18 protein-coding genes are annotated in these 21998 nt (G+C 37.5%); 10 read left to right on the top strand and 8 right to left on the bottom strand.

Translation table 11 applies throughout. The features are described 5' to 3' along the window. Nucleotides 1-108 precede the first annotated feature (108 nt). Nucleotides 109-1194: a glucosaminidase domain-containing protein gene (locus BWI92_RS01825; RefSeq protein ID WP_166580029.1), complete on the top strand. Its 1086-nt coding sequence runs from the start codon at nt 109-111 to the stop codon at nt 1192-1194. Between the two features lie 363 nt (nt 1195-1557). Here BWI92_RS01825 and BWI92_RS01820 read toward each other — a convergent pair whose 3' ends face one another. Next, on the bottom strand, nt 1558-2481 hold the full coding sequence (locus BWI92_RS01820; RefSeq protein ID WP_095160614.1) for an aspartate carbamoyltransferase catalytic subunit: 924 nt from the start codon (nt 2479-2481) through the stop codon (nt 1558-1560). Between the two features lie 80 nt (nt 2482-2561). After that, nucleotides 2562-3098 carry a bifunctional pyr operon transcriptional regulator/uracil phosphoribosyltransferase PyrR gene (pyrR, locus tag BWI92_RS01815; protein WP_095160414.1) on the bottom strand — a complete coding sequence of 179 codons (537 nt, stop codon included), beginning with the start codon at nt 3096-3098 and terminating at the stop codon, nt 2562-2564. 300 nt (nt 3099-3398) lie between these two features. Here pyrR and BWI92_RS01810 point away from each other — a divergent pair, with 300 nt between their 5' ends. Both BWI92_RS01810 and BWI92_RS01805 read left to right on the top strand, forming a co-directional pair. Continuing rightward, nucleotides 3399-4268, top strand: coding sequence for a sugar phosphate isomerase/epimerase (locus BWI92_RS01810; protein WP_095160413.1), 870 nt, complete (start codon nt 3399-3401; stop codon nt 4266-4268). 316 nt (nt 4269-4584) lie between these two features. Beyond that, nucleotides 4585-6792: a carbohydrate binding family 9 domain-containing protein gene (locus tag BWI92_RS01805; RefSeq protein ID WP_095160412.1), complete on the top strand. Its 2208-nt coding sequence runs from the start codon at nt 4585-4587 to the stop codon at nt 6790-6792. Nucleotides 6793-6952: 160 nt separating this feature from the next. Here BWI92_RS01805 and rfbC read toward each other — a convergent pair whose 3' ends face one another. Further along, nucleotides 6953-7483, bottom strand: coding sequence for a dTDP-4-dehydrorhamnose 3,5-epimerase (gene rfbC, locus BWI92_RS01800; RefSeq protein WP_095160411.1), 531 nt, complete (start codon nt 7481-7483; stop codon nt 6953-6955). A 236-nt stretch (nt 7484-7719) separates the two neighbouring features. On the opposite strand from rfbC, the gene hemW reads away from it, so the two are divergent. From hemW to BWI92_RS01780, 3 genes are all read left to right on the top strand, one after another. After that, a complete protein-coding gene (hemW, locus tag BWI92_RS01795; protein WP_095160410.1) occupies nt 7720-8847 on the top strand; it encodes a radical SAM family heme chaperone HemW in 1128 nt (375 codons plus the stop codon). Between the two features lie 455 nt (nt 8848-9302). Beyond that, the gene (gene mtgA, locus BWI92_RS01785; protein WP_229242160.1) at nt 9303-10100 is read left to right on the top strand and encodes a monofunctional biosynthetic peptidoglycan transglycosylase; all 798 of its coding nucleotides are present in this window, start codon (nt 9303-9305) and stop codon (nt 10098-10100) included. A 518-nt stretch (nt 10101-10618) separates the two neighbouring features. Further along, complete coding sequence (locus tag BWI92_RS01780; protein WP_141234668.1) at nt 10619-11209, top strand: hypothetical protein; 591 nt, start codon at nt 10619-10621, stop codon at nt 11207-11209. Nucleotides 11210-11257: 48 nt separating this feature from the next. On the opposite strand, the gene BWI92_RS01775 is transcribed toward BWI92_RS01780, so the two are convergent. Beyond that, nucleotides 11258-11590, bottom strand: coding sequence for an MGMT family protein (locus BWI92_RS01775; RefSeq protein ID WP_095160407.1), 333 nt, complete (start codon nt 11588-11590; stop codon nt 11258-11260). Continuing rightward, a complete protein-coding gene (locus BWI92_RS01770; RefSeq protein ID WP_095160406.1) occupies nt 11590-12162 on the bottom strand; it encodes a DUF3109 family protein in 573 nt (190 codons plus the stop codon). Before BWI92_RS01770 ends, BWI92_RS01775 begins: the two co-directional genes overlap by 1 nt. A gap of 473 nt (nt 12163-12635) precedes the next feature. Here BWI92_RS01770 and BWI92_RS01765 point away from each other — a divergent pair, with 473 nt between their 5' ends. After that, nucleotides 12636-15005, top strand: a complete 2370-nt coding sequence (locus BWI92_RS01765) for a LysM peptidoglycan-binding domain-containing protein (RefSeq protein ID WP_095160405.1) — start codon at nt 12636-12638, stop codon at nt 15003-15005. Nucleotides 15006-15283: 278 nt separating this feature from the next. Here BWI92_RS01765 and BWI92_RS01760 read toward each other — a convergent pair whose 3' ends face one another. Beyond that, nucleotides 15284-15931, bottom strand: a complete 648-nt coding sequence (locus tag BWI92_RS01760) for an O-methyltransferase (RefSeq protein WP_095160404.1) — start codon at nt 15929-15931, stop codon at nt 15284-15286. 350 nt (nt 15932-16281) lie between these two features. Next, entirely contained in the window at nt 16282-17052 is a 771-nt protein-coding gene (locus BWI92_RS01755) for a class I SAM-dependent methyltransferase (RefSeq protein ID WP_095160403.1), read from the bottom strand. Nucleotides 17053-17343: 291 nt separating this feature from the next. Here BWI92_RS01755 and BWI92_RS01750 point away from each other — a divergent pair, with 291 nt between their 5' ends. The 3 genes from BWI92_RS01750 (at nt 17344) to rlmB (ending at nt 20719) form a co-directional block, all read left to right on the top strand. Further along, entirely contained in the window at nt 17344-18594 is a 1251-nt protein-coding gene (locus BWI92_RS01750; protein ID WP_095160402.1) for a GWxTD domain-containing protein, read from the top strand. A gap of 210 nt (nt 18595-18804) precedes the next feature. Further along, the gene (locus BWI92_RS01745; protein WP_095160401.1) at nt 18805-19713 is read left to right on the top strand and encodes a hypothetical protein; all 909 of its coding nucleotides are present in this window, start codon (nt 18805-18807) and stop codon (nt 19711-19713) included. Nucleotides 19714-19921: 208 nt separating this feature from the next. Then, nucleotides 19922-20719 carry a 23S rRNA (guanosine(2251)-2'-O)-methyltransferase RlmB gene (gene rlmB / locus BWI92_RS01740; RefSeq protein ID WP_095160400.1) on the top strand — a complete coding sequence of 266 codons (798 nt, stop codon included), beginning with the start codon at nt 19922-19924 and terminating at the stop codon, nt 20717-20719. A gap of 484 nt (nt 20720-21203) precedes the next feature. Here rlmB and BWI92_RS01735 read toward each other — a convergent pair whose 3' ends face one another. Continuing rightward, nucleotides 21204-21956 carry an SDR family NAD(P)-dependent oxidoreductase gene (locus BWI92_RS01735; protein ID WP_095160399.1) on the bottom strand — a complete coding sequence of 251 codons (753 nt, stop codon included), beginning with the start codon at nt 21954-21956 and terminating at the stop codon, nt 21204-21206. Nucleotides 21957-21998 lie beyond the last annotated feature (42 nt).

Here is a 21998-nt window from a genome sequence, read left to right as displayed (position 1 = left end):
GCTTGTGATACAAGAACCCTAAGTATTATCCGAGTTATGAAGAAAAATAGTCTTTTTCTACTTAAGCCATTAAGTAGTTGCAAGGGCTTTATGTGTTTGTCCTTACTAATGTTTAATTTATTTTCAATCTCTGCAAAATCTAAAGATACTTCCATGGAACTTAAGGTGTATTATCCCAAATACGCCCAAACAGGTCAAGAAGTGTTTTTTAATTTTGTTACACGATTGAATATCCATCGAATTCGTGTTTTTGTGAACGGTAGTAGCCTTGGTTCTACTTACGTTTCCAACAATCACGCCGAATTCAAATTCAGGTTTGTGTACGCTAGTACCAAAAAACTAAAATTCGTCGGCATTTCTCCAGAAAACAACACCCTGAGTGAAGTTCAGGGAGAAATAACCATTGCTGGCAAAAATCAAATTTCTAAAGAAACTAAGTACGAATACACAAACGCTAGTTTGCCACCCAATACGAGCGACAAAAGCGCTAGTTATAATGGTGGAAGTATTACATCTGCCCTTTCAGGTGCTAGTGTGGTATACCCCAATCCCAATGTTCCTACTTTTTCAGACACTTTTGATGAGAGTAGTAAAGGTGGATCGAATGCGAACCCTGTATACCAACCCACAAATGAGGTGGCATGGACATTCTTTAGTAGTATTCAAAACGAAGTACTTCCTCTTGCACAAAAATACCGTGTGCCAGCTAGTGTAATTATGGCTATGGCAGCCCTTGAAAGTGGTTATGGGTACAGTACTCTCTCCATTGCTGCTAATAATTATTTTGGCATTAAGCAATGGAAAGCTTCAGCAGATGGCTACCAACTAATAGGACAAGCAGACGAACACAACGGTAGAGTAAGAATACTCAAACATGCAGGACAGGGTCAATACGTCTATGACGAATCCAGAAGGAAAGACAACTGGTATCGCTCTTTTAAGTCAAGGTCGGAATGTATCAAGTTTTTGGTAGAAGAAGTTTTCTTGCACAAAACAGGAAAATGGAAACGAGACTATTCGGGAACCGTACGCGAATATCACAGTCTTCTTGACAGAGGATATTCGAAATATGATGCGGCCTATCGATTTGCTTTTCAGCTAGGCTCAAAAGGCTATACCCATTTGGGAGGCAGGTATTATGCCGATAGAACGATGAAGATTATCGAAAAATATAATCTGCTTAGTTTTGATTAAATCATTGGTAAATAAAAGATGTATCCGTACTTTGCGGTCATAATCTCAGTATTTTGATTTTTTGAATTACCCACAACAAACTAAAGCTAAGTTAACATGATTCATCTCTCATTTAGTGATTTGTGAATGAGTGATTATTTTAAGGTACTTTCCACTTGTAGAGACGCAATATTTTGAGTCTAAAGATGTGTCATTTTAAAAGATAGTATCAAAAAAGGCGTTCGAAATGAGATTTCCGAACGCCTTTTTTGATGAAATTTGGAGTATTAGCCTAATTTTAAAATTTGCAAAGAGCCACTTTTTAAATATAAAATATTGAAAAACAAATACTTATATTAAAAATTCACAATTCAAAACTAATCTTTAGTTCTGTGCTGCTAATAGATACAATACTGCCATACGCACTGCTACACCATTTTCTACTTGATCCAGAATAATAGAATGGTGAGAATCAGCAGCATCTGAAGTAAGTTCGACCCCACGGTTGATGGGACCTGGGTGCATCAATACGATTTCCTTATCTAGTTCATCCAACATTTTTTTGTTGATACCATAGTACAAAGAATACTCACGCAAAGACGGGAAATATTTAATTTGCTGACGTTCCAACTGAATACGCAATACGTTGGCTACATCGCACCATGCCAAGGCTTTTTTAACATCGTGGCAAACCGTTACACCTAGCTCAGTAATATGTCGTGGAATCAAGGTAGAAGGGCCACAAAGCATTACTTCAGCACCTTGTTTTTTCAAGGCAAAAATATTAGACAATGCCACACGTGAGTGTAAAATATCTCCGATAATCGCGATTTTCTTTCCTGCTAAATCTCCCAGCTTTTCACGCATCGAAAACGAATCTAATAATGCTTGAGTTGGGTGCTCATGTGTACCATCACCTGCATTGACAATATTCGCACTGATATGTTTTGACAAATAATGTGGTGCTCCTGGACTAGCATGACGCATCACAATCATATCTACTTTCATGGCCAAAATGTTATTGACCGTATCCAGTAATGTTTCTCCTTTTTTCACAGAACTTCCCGCTGCAGAGAAGCTTAGGGTGTCGGCAGAAAGACGTTTTTCTGCTAATTCAAAAGAAAGACGAGTACGAGTTGAGTTTTCGAAAAATACATTAGCAATTGTCACATCACGAAGCGAAGGCACTTTTTTGATTGGACGATTGATAACTTCTTTAAACTCAGTGGCAGTAGCCATAATGAGTTCGATATCTTCAGGAGTTAGGTCTTTGATACCCAAAAGATGGCGAGTGCTTAATTTTTGCATGGTAATATATAGCTCAAAACGCAGTATGCGATGAAATAAGTCAAAAAAATACACGACTCAAAAAGAATCGTGCCATCAGATTATTTTGTAATCAACCAAATTCTATCGGCTTCGTGGCCTTGTTCTTTCCATTCAACCAATACCTTTTCGGTATCAATAGTATTTACCTTTTTGCCAACGTAATCTGGTTTTACGGGTAAATCACGGTTGTAAATACGGTCAATCAACACGCACAATTCCACCTTATCTGGGCGACCAAATGCCGTCATAGCGTCTAGTGCTGCACGCACCATACGTCCTGTAGCCAATACGTCGTCGACTAAGATAACTTTCTTATTTTCAATCAAGAAAGGTACTTTAGTAGCGTTGGGCTTTAGGGGCTCACGGCGACGAAAATCGTCACGATAGAAAGTAGCGTCTAATTGTCCTAATGGGATATTTTTGCCTGTAATGCTTAACAATTCTTCTTGAATACGTTTAGCAAAGAAGATACCTCTTGGTTGTAAACCAATGATGACACTATCAGTAAAATCTTGGTGATTCTCGATCAATTCTTGACAGAGACGGCTGATAGTAATCTCTAAAAGGGGGCTTGAAAGAATAAGTTTCCGTTGCATTGGATGCAAAGATAATATTAAATTATGAATTGTTCGTGCAGAGACGCATTAACAGCTACAAAATTACAGGTTTGTTTAGTTTTTGAGCTATAAAACCCTCAGAGATTGTTGATTTATGATTTAAGTTTTTATTCGATTATTTTTTGAAGCTAATATAATTTTACAAACGCCGACACCAACAAATTATAGTTACCCCAATAACTACTGATAAGAAACAGATTATTGTCCCTAATTTTGTAAATAACTATCCCCAAACCCCACAAAGGGGTTTTGTTTTACGTTTAAACTATATCCAAACTCATGCAAAGAAGAAATTTTCTTAAGCAATCAGGCTTACTTGCCGCTGGAGCGTTCGCGCTAAATTCTTCAGACTTATTCGCCAATTCGAATAGCAAAATCATCAAAACTTTTGGTGTGCAATTGTACAGTGTTCGTGATGTGTTGCCAAAAGACCCTAAAGGCGTGATGACTCAATTGGCACAAATGGGTTACAAACAATTTGAAAGCTATGGTGGTGCAAAAGGGTTTCTTTGGGGCATGACACCTAAGGAAATCAAAACTTTTTTGGGCGATATTGGTGTAAAAATGGTCAGTACACATTTCAATTATACAGGCGAAATCAAAAAACCAGAGGAGTTGAAAAAGAGTATTGACTTGGCAGCTGAGGCTGGCTTGAAATATATCCTTTGTCCTTACTTAGGTGCTCAAAAAACTTGGGACGACTGGAAGCGCATCGCAGATAAATTTAACGAAGTGGGTGAGCAAGTAAATAAAGCTGGCTTGAAATTTGGTTATCATAACCACGATTACTCTTTCCACTTGTTAGACGGCAAAATGCCTCAAGAATATTTGTTGGAAAATACTGATCCATCAAAGGTAATGTTCGAATTGGATTTGTGCTGGATTGATGTGGCTGGTGTAAATACAGCAGAACACTTGAAAAAATATGGCAAGCGTTATGAGCTTTGTCATGTAAAAGATTACAAAAAAGAAAATGGTAAACCCGTTCAAAATGACCTTGGCAAAGGTAGCGTAGACATGCAAAAAACGCTTAGAGCTGCACTAGACAATGGCATGAAGTATTTCATGGTTGAACAAGAGGAATATCCAGAATCGTCATTGATTAGTTTAAAATATGACGCTGAATACATGAAAAAGCTTTCTATCTAGTATTATCAATCGTCTGCTTTAGGCTATAAGCTTTAGGCATTAAGCCAAAAAGCTTTTTTGCATTTATTGGGAATATTTTTGCCGAAAGCCCATTGCTGAAAGTCGAAAGCCAAAATTTGATTTTTATATTACCTACTAACTTAGGCAAAGAGAATATAGACATTCGTTTAAAACTACATTGCTATCTCTTTGCCTATTTTCTATTAATCAGTCCACACAACACCTTCAATCATTTGATTATCTGACTTTTACAAAAATACCTCTACGCCTCTCTTTCAACGTTTAATCTCAACTCACATACTATCCTAAATAATTAATGAAAAGATTTCTCCTCCCACTATTATTGGTTTGGACTGGGGTAAGTGCACAAGATGCTGAAGTATTTAAGCCAGATTCCATCAAAAAAGAACTTAGAGCTATTCAGATACATCATAAACTAAAAGTCGATGGCTTACTCAATGATGAAGAATGGAAATTAGCGCCGAGTTCGCCACATTTTACCCAAATAGAACCTTTCCAAGGCAACAAACCCAATCACCAAACTGAGGTGAAAGTGTTGTATAACAAACATTTTTTATACTTTGGTATTATTTCAAAGGATTCTTTAGGGAAAAAGGCCATTAGAGCCACCGATTTCAAACGAGATTTCAATGCCCTCCAGCACGATTTAATCATGCTGTCATTTGATGGATTTAATGACCAACGAAATGCAATTTCGTTAGGAACTAACCCTTATGGCGTGCAACGCGATTTGCTATCCTTCGATGATTTATATTATGATATGGATTGGGATGGACTTTGGCGTGTACGTACTAGCCGAAGTGATTCGGGTTGGGTGGCTGAAATAGCGATTCCTTGGCAAACTCTTCGTTATCCGAAAACAGCAGATTCTATTCAAAATTGGGGAATAAATATCTACAGAAATAGAAGGCTCAGCAACGAGGTTTCTGCCCTTTCGGCGTTTCCTCGCTCGTTTACAGCGATGCGTATGAATTACGCAGGGAAATTGACTAATCTAAAACCTCCTCCCCCAACCTCAAATATTCGTTTTCAACCCTATTTCTTGACTTCGTACGACCACTATTCAGGCTATGATGCTTCGGTAAAACCTGAAGCAACAAGTGTCAAAGTTGGTGGAGAAATGAAGTGGGCTATCAATACAAATACCATTTTTGACTTAACAATCAATACCGACTTTGCTCAGGCTGATGCCGACCGTCAGGTAAATAATGTGAGTAGGTTTTCGGTATTTTTTCCAGAAAGACGACAATTCTTTCTCGAAAATGCTTCTCTTTTTGGGGTAGGTATTAGCCGAAATCCTGATGAATCGGGCGGAAATATGCGTATTCAGCCGTTTTTTAGTCGCCGAATCGGCTTGGACGACAAGGGTAACCCTATTCCTATCGAAATTGGAGGTAGAATCGTATATCGTTCTGATAAAAGAAATTTCGGAGCCATACTGATGCGCCAAAAAGAGCTTGGCGACTCTCCTGCAACCAACTTTTTCGTAGGACGTTTTTCTGAAAACTTTGGAAAACAAAATCGTGTAGGTGGCTTATTAACCCTTAAAAATAGACCCGATGGCACTAATGTCGTCAGCACGGTAGATGCTTTTTTTAGACTTTCGGATACACACTCTTTAAATACCTTGGTATCACAATCATCATCGAGTATTACAGGAAAAAATGGAATGTCGGCGTATGCGCAATACTTTTTTGTCAATAATCAATTCAAAATTTGGTGGACACAATCTATTGTCACCAAAGATTATGACCCCGAATTGGGCTTTGTCTCTCGTAACGATGTTGTGGCTACGACGCCAGGCATTTTTTGGTGGTATCGCGGAAAACATCTACCTTTCAAAAAATGGCTACGTGCATGGGAACCAAGTATTTTCCCCGAATTCTACCATCAAGCCTCTACAGGAAAACTGATTGAACGAGTTTGGACGATTTATCCAATTTGGTTAAACCTGCAAAGTGGAGGATACTTTGGATATAGTATCAACCCAACTTATCAGTATTTGACAGAAGCTTTTGAACCACTAGGGGTAAAAATTGGAGCAGGTGAGTACAACTACGTGCGTCATCAGATGTATTACAGTACTGACCCTTCACGTGTACTTAATTTACAAGTAGGCTATTCGGGAGGTTCTTATTTTAATGGTCATTTGGACGGCGCCGATGCTACCTTACAGTTTGCGCCCATGCCTCATGTGTCATTATCTGGGAGATTTAACCGAAATCATTTCTCGAAAGTGGGAGAAAATCAAACCACGACCAATGTAGATTTATACTCAATAGAGGGACGATTTGCTCTCAATCCTAGGTTACAACTCATAGGGTTTTACCAAAGAAACTCTGAAAATAGCTCACAGAATTACAACATTAGGTTTTCGTGGGAATACCAACCCTTATCCTATATCTATCTGGTATTCAACCAACAAGCCTTTAATCCATACATGGAAAGAGTGCGTGTAGAAAATCATGTGATTACCAAAATCAGCTACTTGAAGCAGTTTTAGAAAAAAGGAAACAGAGATAAGGTGCAAATAAGTAATTGCCTCAAATCTCAAGCGCTAAACAAAAACCCCTTCAACTCATAGATAGCGTTGAAGGGGTTTTGTTTTGGATAATTTTCAAGATAATAGCAAGAAAGCTTTATATGAAAAACTTTCTTTTTGACTACTTCAAATCCTTGAAGCTTGGCAATACTAAATCCTTTGAAGATACGATTGGGTTTTCTACGCCCCAGTCGATGCCAAGATCAGGGTCATTGTAAATAATACCTGATTCAGAAGCTTTGTGCCAGTATTCAGTACACTTGTACAAAAATACAGTTTCTTCCAAAGCCACAAAACCATGTGCGAATCCAGCAGGGACAAATAGCATATTGCCCACGTTTGAATCCAATTCAAATTTGGCGTGTTGACCAAAAGTTGGAGAATTACGGCGAATATCTACCACAACATCAATGACTTTTCCAGTGATTACACGCACCAATTTGCCTTGTGCAAAAGGATCATATTGGAAGTGCAAGCCACGAACGACGCCAGGCTTTGACCAAGAGTGATTGTCTTGAACAAAATTCCCCGGAACACCATTTGCTTCAAAAAGTTTTTGATTGTACGATTCGAAAAAAAAACCTCTTTCGTCCTCGAATTTAGTGGGATAGCATTCGATAACTCCTTCTAAGGCTGTTGTCTTAAACTGCATTATTAATGAAATTGAATAGACTGATTAAAAAATTGTTTTGAGATTCTCCAAAGTTAGTTTTTTCATAACGAAACCTAAAATTATTTTAAAGGAATCTACTTATTTGATTGCGATTATATCGAAGTCTGTTCTTTTCTCTATAGGAAAAGTTCAAAAACTTTATCGAATAAACTTCCTACCTTTGCTATTTATTTGCCTCGAAAATAGGGGCTTTCATTAACATCGCACTCAAACGTATGCATATATACCTTCATATTCCTTTTTGCAAACAAGCTTGTTACTACTGTGACTTTCATTTTAGTACCTCCTTATCCCAAAAAGAAGCCGTAGTTGAGGCGATTTGTCAAGAAATCCGTTTACAGAAAAGCTACCTCAAAAACACCCATATATCGACCATCTATTTTGGCGGTGGCACGCCCTCTATTTTGGATGAAACTTCGCTAGAAACCATCTTTTCTACATTACACCAAACATTTACCATTTTGCCTGATGCAGAAATTACGCTAGAGGCAAATCCAGACGATATTAGTGTAGCAAAACTGGCTATTTTCAAAAAGTTTGGCATCAACCGACTTAGTATTGGTATTCAGTCATTTCACGAGCCACATCTCAAACAGATGAATCGTGCGCACAATGCAAAAGAAGCCGAAACTTGTGTCAAATTGGCACAAGATGCAGGTATTGACAATATTACGATTGATTTGATTTATGCGATTCCAGCCCCAGACCATCAGATTTTATATTCAGATTTGGCAAAAGTTGAAGCGCTCAATCTTCAGCACGTTTCTGCCTATTGTCTGACAATCGAACCACAAACGGTTTTTGGGAAATGGACTAAACAAGGTAAAATGCCCAATATTGACGATGACTTTTCGGCACAGCAATTCAGTATTTTAGTCGAAAATCTTCAAAGAATGGGTTATGAACAATATGAAATATCCAATTTTGCCCGAAATCAGCATTATTCAAAGCATAATACCAGTTATTGGAAACAAGAGGAGTATCTAGGCATAGGTCCGTCGGCACATAGTTTTAATGGTGTTAGTCGCCAGTATAATATTGCCAACAATACCAAATATGTTCAGCAAATCGGCACAGGGCTTATTCCAGCAACGCTCGAAATCCTTACTAAAGAAGACCAAATCAATGAATATTTGTTGACAGGATTAAGAACAATTTGGGGCTGTAAAATTGAGTATTTAGATAGTATTCTTGGAAGCTCTTTTTTAGATTTACAAAAAAGCTATCTTCAGCCAATTTTAAGAGCTGGTCATCTTGAAATTATTGAGCATACACTCAAACTCACGGAAGCAGGAAAACTTTTTGCTGACCGTATTGCATCAGATTTATTTGTGGAAGAATAGAGCAAAATATCATTTCTCCGAGGCAATAGTTTGGGTAGAATCTTTTTTACTGACTATTCTTAGGCTGAGTGCTAAAAATGCTTTATCATTCAAAATCAATATTTTGTATTTTTTCTAGAAATACTTCCTGAAATTATCACAAAACCAATGATATTTTTGAGTAAATTTGTGTTTCTCAGCTTACGAGTATGTTTAAAAATTTTGGTATTTGTCGAAAGAACGAAATTTCCATTCGCCACTCCTTACTTTTCTTGTCTTGACACAAGAAAAGTAACAAAAGAAAGTCAAGAAATCCTAAACTCGCCTACGGCTCAGACAATAGGATTTCGTAAAACTAAATACTAAAATCTGTAAATTATCCATTTTGAATAACTTATAAATTTAAACATGCGCTTATGGCAAAAACCTAATCTACTCGTACAAATCAACTCCTCATTTGATATACAGATTGCTTTATGGGAAAAAATACATTCAAAATCACTGAGCAAGAACCAATGGAAGAAACCACGCCCAAACCTAGTTGGTGGCAACGTTATAAAGCATTTAGAGAAGAACATACTTTTGCACAATACCTACAACGTCTTTTCTTAAAAGCTATACTTTATTTTTTGGGCATCTCGTTGGCATTGGTACTGATTTTCAAATTTGTACCCGTTTGGTTTACTCCTACTATGCTCGACCGTAAATTAGAAGCAATTGCAGATGGACGCGATTCTGAAATCTATTCAGATTGGGAACCTTACGAAAATATTTCGAAAGAAGTAGCCTTGGCGGTTGTTGCCTCTGAAGACCAGCTTTTTCCAGAACACCACGGATTCGATTTTGATGCGATGTGGGGTGCTTTTCGCCATAATTTTAAAGGCAAAAAAATCAAAGGAGCTAGTACTATCTCGCAGCAAGTAGCCAAAAACGTGTTTTTGTGGCAAGGCAGAAGCTATGTTCGCAAAGCACTTGAAGCCTATTTTACCTTATTAATCGAATTGATTTGGGGAAAAGAGCGTATCCTTGAAGTATACCTAAATGTTGCTGAAACTGGTAAAATGACGTTTGGTGTAGAGGCTGCCTCTCTCAAATATTACGGGCATTCGGCCAATTCTTTGACACGTGCCGAAGCAGCAAGGATTGCAGCAGTATTACCTAGCCCTAATCGTTTTTCGATCAAAAAACCTTCAGGCTATGTACAACGTAGAACCAATTTTATTGTAAGACAAATGCGAGGATTGGGTGGCAAACAATATATTTCGAATCTATAGAAAAGACAAAATATTCTAAAAGTAAAAACGGGTAAAAGGTGTTTTTAAGAAACATTTTTACCCGTTTTTCTATTTTATCACACCTCTAAAAATATATTTCCTAACGATACAGAGAGGCAACGGACTTTATTAAACGGTTTGGAAAATTGATAAAAAATGTATTACCTTTGCATACACTCTTGTGAAAATGTCCAAAAACGTTCTTTGAATCAAAATTTCACACGTCAAATTTAAACAACTGTAAAACAGTTTCTTACTTAATTACACATCATTTGTCCAGCTTATTCGGACACGAACATTTTCACAAAATAATCCAAAACCTAATCACAATTAAGGTATTCGCTTTCATTCCCCAAGACTCCGTACAGCTTGGCTCCGAATGACTGTTTTCTGTGCTATCTTATTTTTTGAGCACAAAGAATATTCAAGAATGACTACTACTTGAATACGGGAAGGTGCAGTAGTCTCGCATCAGGCCGAAAGAGGCTTTTTGCTCTACTTAAACAACCATATATTGTATGAGAAAGACGCTATTACTCTGCATGTTTTTCGCTATGATTAGCATGCTTGTTGCTGCTTGTAAAGTCAAACAGAAACAACACGACCTTTCTTCTCAGGACAGTCCATCTATCATCACTGAATTATTAGAGGGAGATGAACTAACCAATCAATTGTCTAGAACTTGGACAATCAACAAGGTAAATTACCAAGCAGATGCCAAAAAGGATATGCTTTACCAAAGAGGAGAAGTAGCAAATTTGCGTGATTATTCGAAAGAATGCTTCAAGTTATCGCCCGACGGTACTGTGATTCACACAGACGAAGGAGGTGACAAACATGAAGGAAAGTGGAAGCTCGTGGACAACAACACTAAATTAAAAATGGTGTTGGAAGACAAAAAAGAGGTGTTATGGGATATTTTGAAAACCGACACTAAAACTTTGGTACTCCATTTGAGTGTAAACGCGCGCAAAGTAAATTGGGATATTCAAAAACTCGATGAGATTGATATTCCGACCGCCGCAGTATTCGCAGGTTTTTTCGCCGGCATTGTTGATGAAAATACACAAAACATTAGCATTACTTATCAAATGAGCCCTAGGGGCTAATCAAAAAAGGCTAACCATCAGGTTAGCCTTTTTTGTTTCTTACTGGCATTACAACAGCTCTTCCGAGGGAATCCACAAATGCTTTTTGAAATCGACAATCTTATCATTTTTGATCACAAGACCTTCGGCTTCTAATAGTTCTTGCATAAGATTACCACCAAAAAAGCCCTTACCTGTAAGTATGCCTGAGCTATTAACAACACGATGTGCAGGAATGGATGGATCGGCATGAGAGGCATTCATCGCCCAGCCTACTAATCTTGCTCCACTTTTTTTTCCTAAAAACTGAGCAATAGCACCATAGCTAGTCACTCTTCCTTGAGGAATAAGACGCACTACCGCATACACATCCTCGAATATGCTCGATTTGTCGGTAGCCATTACTCCTCTTGACGGTCTTTAATTTCTTCTAACAATTCTTGATACCAAGCCTCCCCATATTTACGAATCAGCGGTTCTTTCAAAAACTTATAAAGCTCTACGCCCAATTGTTCACCATGTGAACAAGCATCCGAACATATATGCCAACGATCGTAGTTTAAGGCATCATATTGGTCATATTTTGAAATACGAATGGGATACAAATGGCAAGAGATTGGTTTTCTCCATGAAATTTTACCATCGAAATACGCCTGTTCAATACCACATTTCAAAATACCTTTATCATCATACAAAGCGAAAGCACACTCACGACCTTCGATTACAGGTGTTGAAAAATCACCCTCCCAGTCTTTTACATAAGTGCCTTCCTTTTCAATTACGGCTAAGCCTTCTGGCGACAAGTATGGTTTTACTGCATCTAGGATTTCGTCCATAATAGGCAATTCGTCGTCCTCCAACGGTGCCCCTAAATCACCTTCAACACAGCACGCTCCTTTACATTTAAGGAGATCACATACAAAAAATTTCTCGGCGATATCATCACTAATGACCGTATTCTCAATTAAAATCATAATCCTATAGTATATTCGTTAAATTTGGGAAAAAGCACCAAATAAAATGCACCACTCAATAAAAATCTAGCGAAATTAAAGTAATTTTTAGATACTTTTACAATTTGGCACTCTAATTGAGTTTGCTAGTCAAGATGTAAAGAATCTCTTTCTCATTTGCACCTGTGCAATTTACTTTGATTTAGGTTGTATCAGAATGACTCATTCTATCAGCTAATAGCTTACTTCTACATAAATTGAGTATATAGACCTATCAACATTTGATTCGTTATCATTTTCTTTTAACACAGGAGGTATTCCAATATTTTGTAGCCTCTCATTGAATTATTAAGTATTTATCGAAACATCAAAACTTTTGAAAGTCTAAGAAACAAAACACTGTAGAAATTGCTTGGCCCTGACATTTATACTAAAGTACCGTAGTTGAATTAAAAATTATTGCACAAAATATATCTTACTTTTCTTAAAAGTTCATGAAATTATATCGCTACCTAACATTACTTGTTGCTTTCTTCCCGAGCGTACTAATGGCTCAAGATGTTCCGTCAAGTATGGTCATTGGCTCTGTTAATGTAAAAATTACGGATGAGGCGCGCACCAAAATTCAAAATGAAATCAGCCCTCTCACGATCAATGCCAACTATTTGAATAGAATGGTGAGCCGAATGCTGACCTACCTACCAGCTGTTGAGCGTATCTTGCAAGAGGAAAGAATTCCAGATGAAATCAAGTATTTATGTGTTCAAGAGAGCTTCTTGAGCCCTGATGCACGCTCCACTTCAGACGCCATTGGCTATTGGCAATTCAAAAAAGAAACTGCTAGAGATTTCAATCTTAGAGTAGATGCTGTGGTAGACGAGCGTAAGCACCTTATGGCTTCGACCAGAGCTGCTTGTAGTTATTTTAGAAAACATAGAGATTTATTAGGCAACTGGGTAGCGAGTATTTTATCGTATCGTTTGGGGTACACAAGCTTCAGGAAAGCCAAAGAGATGGAATGGGCCAACAAGTCTGAAATTACCGTTACTGGCGAAACCGACTGGTATATTATTCGTTTCTTGGCATATAAATTAGTTCTTGACCAAGAATACAATAAGGCTAAGCAAAACCCTCCTCTTAGCAATCCCATATTGTTTGAGTATAGTAAAACAAGAGGAAAAAGTCTTTACGAAATTGCAAGCTATCTGAAGGTGAGTACACAAGAAGTTGAAACTTACAACTCTTGGCTAACTTCCAAATCTATTCCTGATGACAAAGATTATACCCTATATTTGGTAGTAGATCCGATGAAGTATCAAGAGTTAATGAATATTGTTGATGCTGAAAATACCAACTCGACAAATATATATAATGACAGTAATAGCTCCAATGGGCCAGATACAACTCCAGATATTGGTTTTCCTGTACTTAAAAGACTTTCGCCTGCCAATACAAACCCGAATGAGCCTATTTACTACGAAATCAATGGTAAAAAAGGGGTTTTAGCCTTGGAGGGAGACACGCCCGAAAAAATAGCTGACCGTGGAAATATCAGTTTAAAGAAATTTTTGAAATATAATGATTTGGAAGATAACGAGCGTATCATTCCTAATCAGGTATATTACTTACGTAAAAAAGACCACAAAGCACAAGTCGCATTCCATACAGTTCGTGGGAATGAGTCACTTTGGCAAGTGTCTCAAATGTATGGGATTAATCTCGATGACTTGAAACAAAAAAACCGTATTACAACAGTTCAAAGATTACAGAAAGGAAGACTTTTGTATCTGATTGATACTCGTTCAGAAAAGGTTGATATTCAGATTAGCACAGATGCAGAGCAACCTCAGCCTCCAAGAGATACTAATAAAAACCCTGTAGTACCTACTCCTCCCAAAGAAACGCCTAAACCAGACAATGGTGGTAGCAGTGGTGTGGATAAGATGCCACCTCCAATTCTGGTAAATCCGGGTACCCCAACCAAACAGCCTGATGCTCCTGTAACGCCATCAAGTCCTGGCAAAAAAGAACCAGATCCTTTGGATCCTGTGTACCCAACACCGAATCCAAAACCTGCGAATCCAACACCTCCAAACGATGCAAGTGACTCAAGGAAAAACTTTAATATCGGCTCGCACCGTGTTGAAGCCAAACAAACCTACTTCAGCATTGCTCGCTTGTATAATATGTCTGTTGCAGACTTATATCAGCTCAATGGCGTGGATGCAAGTGTGACTTTGCGTGTTGGTCAGGATATAAAAGTGTACAAAAGTGGAGCTTCAAATGCTTTGATTGGAAACCAAGACAGTACTATTCCAAACGACTATAAAAAACCAAAACCATCAGCTATTGACGAACCTAGTTATGGTAGCAGCCCTGATAAAAATGATTCGCAGATGAAAGTTCCAGATAATGTTGGAAACTCAACTTTCTCAAGGTCAACAAACAAACCGATATTCAAAATTGTACACACTGTACAAAAGGGTGAAACGCTTTTCCGTATTGCACAGTTTTACGATGTAAGCGCTGAAAACGTCCGTAATTGGAATAGTTTACCATCCAACAATGTAGAAGTAGGACAAGAAATTTCTATTCCAGGAGAATATGCCCATTTGCCAACAGAAGGCTCAGGAACAAGCACTTATGGTTCGATTCCTCTACCGCAGAAAGTCCCTGTTCGTACTCAAACAGATTATGTGTCTACTGCCCCTGCTCCTACAGAGACAAAATATCATACGGTGAAAGCAGGCGAAACAGCCTACCGCATATCACAAATGTATGGATTATCTGTTCCTCAATTCCTGAAGTTAAATGGCTTATCTAGTCCATCTATTTCAGCAGGGCAAAGACTAAAAGTGAAGTAAGCAGATATTAATATTTAGTGATTTGAGATTGAGTGAATGAGTGATTATTTTAATATTTATATTCTAGCAGTAGAAACGCAATGATTGCGTCTTAAACCAAGTTATATCTAACATAATAGCATGAAAAAAAGCGGTCGAAAAATAATTTTCGACCGCTTTTTTTCATGCTAAATTTCATTGTGATATATCCCTAGATACAAATTACTGCGTTTCTGCTACTAAGATTAGCTTTTGCATAATCGCTCCATCATAACTCACTCAATATTCAAATAGGCCTCTTACAATTTTCTAGAAATCATAATCCCATCTCTTAATGGTAATAATATATTTTCAGTTCTTGGGTCGTCGTGACACATTTTGTTGAAGTCTAATAAGTTCTTCGTATCCTTATCTATTTTCTTTCCCTCCTCTATGTTCGCAACTTTTCCACTCCATAATACATTATCAGAGAGGATATATCCACCTTTACGAACTTTATCAAAAACTAAATTATAGTATTTGGTATAGTTCATTTTATCGGCATCAATAAATACCAAGTCAAAAACTTCGTCGAGGGTTGGAATAATTTCGCCAGCATCGCCTATGCGATAATCAATTTTATCGGCATAAGGAGATTCGTCAAAAAAGCTACGAGTAAAAGTTTCTAGCTCCTCATTTACGTCAATGGTGATAATTTTACCGTCATCTACCAAGCCTTCAGCCAAACAAAGTGCCGAATATCCTGTATAAGTTCCAATTTCAAGGATACGACGCGGTCGCATCATATAACTTACCTCCGCCAAATAACGTCCTTGCAAATGCCCAGAAAGCATACGAGGTTGTAAAATTTTGACATGCGTATCTCTATTCAGTTTTTTCAACAAATCACTTTCAGGTGAGGTATGTTGTTCTGAATAATCATTAATATTTTGTGGAAGAAAATCCATTTTAAACTCAATTAAACTTCGTGATGAAAGTACCTAAGCCCTAGTGCTCAATTATGAGTTGAGAATTGTGAATGATGAATTGGTCCTTTATAAAGGAAATATTCCCCAGTTTTTTGCCTCATATTTCAGGAAAATTATGGAATACTCCCCTATTTTCGAAATCAGAAATTCATAACTAGTAGTGTACAAAGGATTATGAAAAATGTTTATTTCGGAAGTATAATCTTCTATATTTTGTAAAAAACAAAGGTATTTTACTTTATTTCCGAAATCAGAAATCCCAAATCTGAAATTGTTGAAAATCCTTCGTACAGTCTCCTAATTCATAACTCACCATTCTATATTATTAACTACTTTGTGGCGATATAGAAAAAGTCAAAACAATTTTCTGCATCGTCATTAATAAAGTAATCTTGCCAAGTAATATCCGAAACTAATTTACCGTCACTTTTTTGGATAATATCGCGGCTCATACGATTGGCAATATCATAAGGTATTTGCAACATCCATCTTGGCAAGCGGTATTGTAAGTTGAAAATGTCAAATCTTGTAATTTTTTCAACAGAACGTTTATTTTCCTCATAGTACGCCATCACCTTAGCATTTCCGTGAATACCTCTAGTTTGGATGGTAGGGAATACTTTCAAGATTAAGTTTTTCAACTCATCTGCTAGGTATTCTCTCACGTGCCAAGGATTGCGGCTCAATGAATATTTACGGTTTACCGTAGTCAAAATCAACTTTCCTCCTGGTTTTAGTACACGGTGAGCTTCTTTGATAAACGCCAAATCGTCTTCGATATGCTCGATTACTTGAAAAGTCACGATGTAATCAAACGTATTATCAGCAATGCCTTTGAGCGGCGGCAAAAACATATCGATAAATTTGAAGCTAGGATATTCGGCCGTTAGCTTGGTCATCAAAGGCTCGTTTTTGTCGACACCCGTATAATTTTTTACCGAAGGTGCCAACACAGCCACTCCACGGCCAGTTCCACAACCAATTTCCAACATGTCGCCAGAGACCATTTTTGCGGCTTCGATATAAGGGAATAACAAACGCTGATGAACAGGATTGTCTGATACAATTTCAGAGGAAGCGATTTCGGTAGTTTTATACATTGTATTCTTGAGTAAAATCCAATTTGTCAATAAAGTGTGTTTTCACGCTTTGGCACTTGGAGTCTTTGTATTTTTTTTCAAAATTACCGCTTTTGCTTGACATCAGAAAAATACTCCTTAAATTGGTTCGTTATTTATCCGAAATAAGTTTCGGTTTGGTAAAATTCTAAGCATATATCCTTCAAAAAATGCTTTAAAGAATTTACCTCTCAAGCTTTTTTACACTGAATCATTTGAACATTCCCTACAATTTGTAGGTTGACGAAACGAGCTTACTCATTTAGAATTACTATGAAACAATTATTTTACCTATTCGCCGCATTAGTTTTGTTGAGTGGATGTACTGCTACCAGTCCAGCGGTAAAACAAACTGCCAATAACCAAGAGAATAGAGTTCCTTTACAACGAATTCTTACCAAAAGTAAGTTTTTGGACAATGGTAATAATATCAGAGTATATGTGACTTTCTATTTGGACCGCCCTTCTACCCTTGCAGAGGTTAGTCGTGAAGTGGTAATTAATTATCAATTATATCCAGAATACAATAGCACCAAGCAAGCATTGGCAAGTGGCAATGTTAATTTTTCGGTCAATTCATTGCTTGAAGACAAAGGCTGGTACATCGCGTCATTTGACGTACCCAAACCTAAAGATTTGTACACAGGGGTTGTTTTGACAGAAATTAGAGACAATCGTAGCAATAACAAGGTAATCAATGACTGTTTTGTTAGATTTCAGTCTGGCAAAGTTGGAGACTACTATATGTTTTTTGATAAAACAGGCACTATGCCAATCTTACAAAGCTTCATAACCGCTGGCGATTCAGTGATTTTAAAAAGCTTAGACAACAAAACAACAGCGTTCAAAACGATGCGCTACAAATACGAGTTTGATCCTGCCCTTTCACCAATGGCCACAGGACAACGTGTACCTCAAAAAAGCCTGTACACCGACTCGGCCTACACCATTCAGTCAAATAAAGTTGTCAGATTTGATATAGAATCGCTGTATTATATGACTAAGGACACCTCTGAGGCATTTGGCATAGGTTTGATGGTGGTAGATAAACGTTTCCCTAAACTAACTCGTCCAGAAAAGCTAGCTCGTCCGCTGATATACATGAGTACTACGACCGAAACGGCAGATCTTTACGGATCAAGAGAACCTAAAAAAGCACTCGACAACTACTGGTTAAATGTAACTCAAGGAAATCAAAATAATGCGAAACGAACCATCAAGGCATTTTATCAACGTGTAGAACAAGCCAATAAGATGTTTAGTACTTACAAAGAAGGTTGGAAAACCGACAAAGGAATGGTGTGGATTATCATGGGAGACCCTTCTAAAATAGTACGAACTAAGGATAAAGAAATCTGGACATATACCCGCAATAGCCAGTATTCGGAAGTAAATTTTACCTTCAATAGACGAGCCAACCAATTTACCGAAGACCATTATGAACTTCAACGCTATGCGGAATATCAGTCTATTTGGTACCCAACGGTAGACCAATGGCGTAATGGAGATGTTGGAGTTAGATAACATCTATTTTCACACGCTTATTGAAAAAACTTAAATCAAAACGCTGTAGGTGCAACCATGCATCTACAGCGTTTTTTATTGAAAAAGTATTTTGTGATACTTATAAAGTATGAAGTTTCGCCTATTACAAGTGAATAATGAAGAATTTCTTTCAAAACACCTTATTAAAATATATCTTTAGGTATCAACTTTATACCTAAATATACCGTAATGAACTCATCATTTCTACGTACCATTTCTCTTTCACTATTATTATTTATTTCTGTTACAAGCATCAAGGCTCAGGTAATTACCCAAACTGATACTTCCCGTGTACAACCCGAATCTGTAATTTATTTAAAAAGTAAAATCTTCTACACTGGAAAAATGCTTGAACAAACTCCAGAATTTGTTCGATTTGAAACACCTGATGGTCGGAAGAAAAAAATTTACAACACAAGTATCGACAAAATTGTACCCCTCGATCCTACAAACCCACCCGTAAAGCACTACTTCGAAGACCGATTTTTAGATAGACTCATTCTAAGTCCAACAGGATTTGAAGGTGGGCAAGAAGGAGCGCAACTCCATATTCATTCAGGGATAACAGAAATATCTTTGTTTCCGATTAAAAAGTTTTCGATGTCGGGAGCCATATTTCCTTTTTATCCTAGGCTATTTTATATGTACAAAGCCAAGTTTATTTTTTTAGATACAAGGCTTTTTCATGCCTCTGTATCAGGTGGAAAAATAGGCGCATTTAGCAGTAGTGGTGCGTACTGGGCTCCTGCGCTAAGTATTGGCACAAGCAAATCATTTGTGAATATTTCAACGGCATTTTTCAAAAATGATCAAGAAAATAGCAAAGGTGTTGTAGCCACAACGCTAGGATACTCCAAACGTTTAAATCATCAATTGACTTTAATGAACGAAGGAGTCATGGTGTTTGAAGAAGGAGATGCTATATTAACGATGCTGGGTTCGTCATTGAAAATTAGTCGAGCAAGATATGCCTTGGAGTTGGGACTTAACTTCATCATTGATACAGATGACTATAGGAATAGAGTTACCATCAATGGTTCGCCCAGATTTAGTCTTCATCTTCTGCTTAATAAACCTAATGCTCAAAAAAATCCGTAATCCTTTGATGCAAACAGATGAGTTTTAAAGATTTTAGTAAAATACCATTCAAAGCACTGCATAAGAATGCGGTAGTTGTTGGTTACTGCCAAAAACTTTACGAACTTTGCTAAAATTTTCTCATTAACAAAAAGAGAAGGTACTTGAGTATATCTATCTGATTGTTAATACCAAACATAGCTAAGTGCTATATTTATATTCAAAAAAAATGTCACTCGAACAAAAATCTGAAGGGCCTAAAAAACCTTTCAAATATTTTAATCATGCACCGAGACCAGACAATAAAGATATTGTTTTTGGGGTTCAATCGGTATTGGAGACACTGCGCTCAGGGAAAGAAATCGACAAGATTTTAGTACAAAGAGAATTGGGATCTATTGAAGTGTTAGAGTTCGCTCGTCTTCGTGGTATTCCAGTTCAAAAAGTTCCTTCTGAAAAATTAGACCGTGTTACTCGCAAAAACCACCAAGGTGTAATTGCCTTCGTATCAGCTATCAACTATGCTAAGTTGGACAACGTAGTAGCGGGTATTTACGAAAAAGGAGAAACACCACTTCTTTTAATTTTGGATAGAGTAACCGACGTTCGCAACTTTGGTGCGATTGCTCGTACGGCTGAGTGTACAGGTGTGCATGCTATTGTGCTTCCTACAAAGGGAGCAGCGCAAATCAATGCTGACGCCATGAAAACGTCTTCTGGAGCTTTAAACTTTTTACCTGTTTGTCGTGAAGAAAGTTTAGCTCAAACAGTAAAGTACCTTCAAGAGTCAGGGATTCAAGTGGTAGGTTGTACAGAAAAAGTTTCGAAAAATCTATATGAAGTAGATATGACTATTCCTACAGCTATCATTATGGGTTCTGAGGAAGATGGTATTTCGGATGAGTTATTAAAAGCAGCTGATGAATTGGCCAGTATTCCAATGGCTGGTCGCGTAGGCTCGCTTAATGTTTCTGTAGCCAATGGCGTAGTATTGTACGAAGCAGTACGTCAGCGCCTTAGCTTGTAGTACATTTATAGTTTGCAGAAACTAGCAATATCTGACTAGTTTCTGCAAATATTTTCACCTAACAACGATTTCTTCGCACAAGAATTTGCCTCTTCGTTTTCCCCCTTCTCTCGGCGGTTAACTCCATTTTTTGATTTTAATCACAATGTGCCGTTCACTCAATAATCAGAGTTATATTCCACATATTCAAGGAAGTATTTATAATTTTGATTAGAAATCAGAATGCAAAGTTGAGTTTGTTCGTTTTTAGTAAAATTTCATTTCCTAATTACCTGCTACTAATTTGACAAATTGCCTCTCATTTATCAAAAATCGAATTTCACGCAGTTTTTTGCATACCCAGTTATTGAAACAATAACATTTTCGTGCACAGTTCGTTTTAGAATTGAACACGTTTGGATTTAGAAATAATTAGTTACCATAAATAAGTTCGGAATATGAAAAGCTCAATGCCAATGGTATTGGGCTTTCTTGTTTCAATGCCCTACTGTCTTTTTACGACTGATGGAGAAGCCTGAGCCGTAGGATACACCAAAATATCTGCCAAGACTACATGCGCTGGACGTGTAACTGTGAAAGCAATAATATCCGCAATATCTTCTGCCACCAAAGGCTGGAATCCTTGATATACAGCATCAGATTTTTGAGCGTCACCTTTGAATCTTACCATTGAAAACTCTGTTTCTACCGCCCCAGGAGCAATATTGGTTACTTTGATATTATGCGGATTCAAATCCAAACGCATTCCCTCCGAAATAGCCTCTACTGCTGCTTTAGAAGCACAATATACATTACCATTTGGATACGTTTGTTTTCCTGCAATCGAACTAATATTGACAATATGTCCTTTCTGACGGGCAATCATCCAAGGCATTACTACCTTCGAAACATAGAGTAACCCTTTGACATTGCCATCAATCATCGCATCCCAGTCAGCAACGTCACCGTCTTGAATCGTCCCTAGTCCGTGGGCATTGCCTGCATTATTGAGCAAAATATCCACTTGTTTTAATTCTTCTGGAAGGCTATTCAATGCTGTTTCTACAGCCTCACGGTCACGTACATCAAATGTTAAGGTATGTACTTTTACTTTAGATGATAACTCTTCTTTCAACTCATTGAGGCGCTCGATGCGGCGTCCACAAATTACTAAGTCTATTCCTAAATTGGCAAATGCCACTGCGGTTGCTCTACCAATTCCGGAGGTAGCTCCTGTAATAATCGCTAATTTTGACATAATCGTTACAAGGGTGTTGATGAAAACCGCCCCTTATCTTTT

The sequence above is a fragment of the Flectobacillus sp. BAB-3569 genome (genome assembly GCF_002270355.1).
Taxonomy (GTDB): domain Bacteria; phylum Bacteroidota; class Bacteroidia; order Cytophagales; family Spirosomataceae; genus Flectobacillus; species Flectobacillus roseus.
The sequence above is the reverse complement of the archived record's forward strand: the minus strand, read 5'-3'. Positions and strand labels throughout refer to the sequence as shown.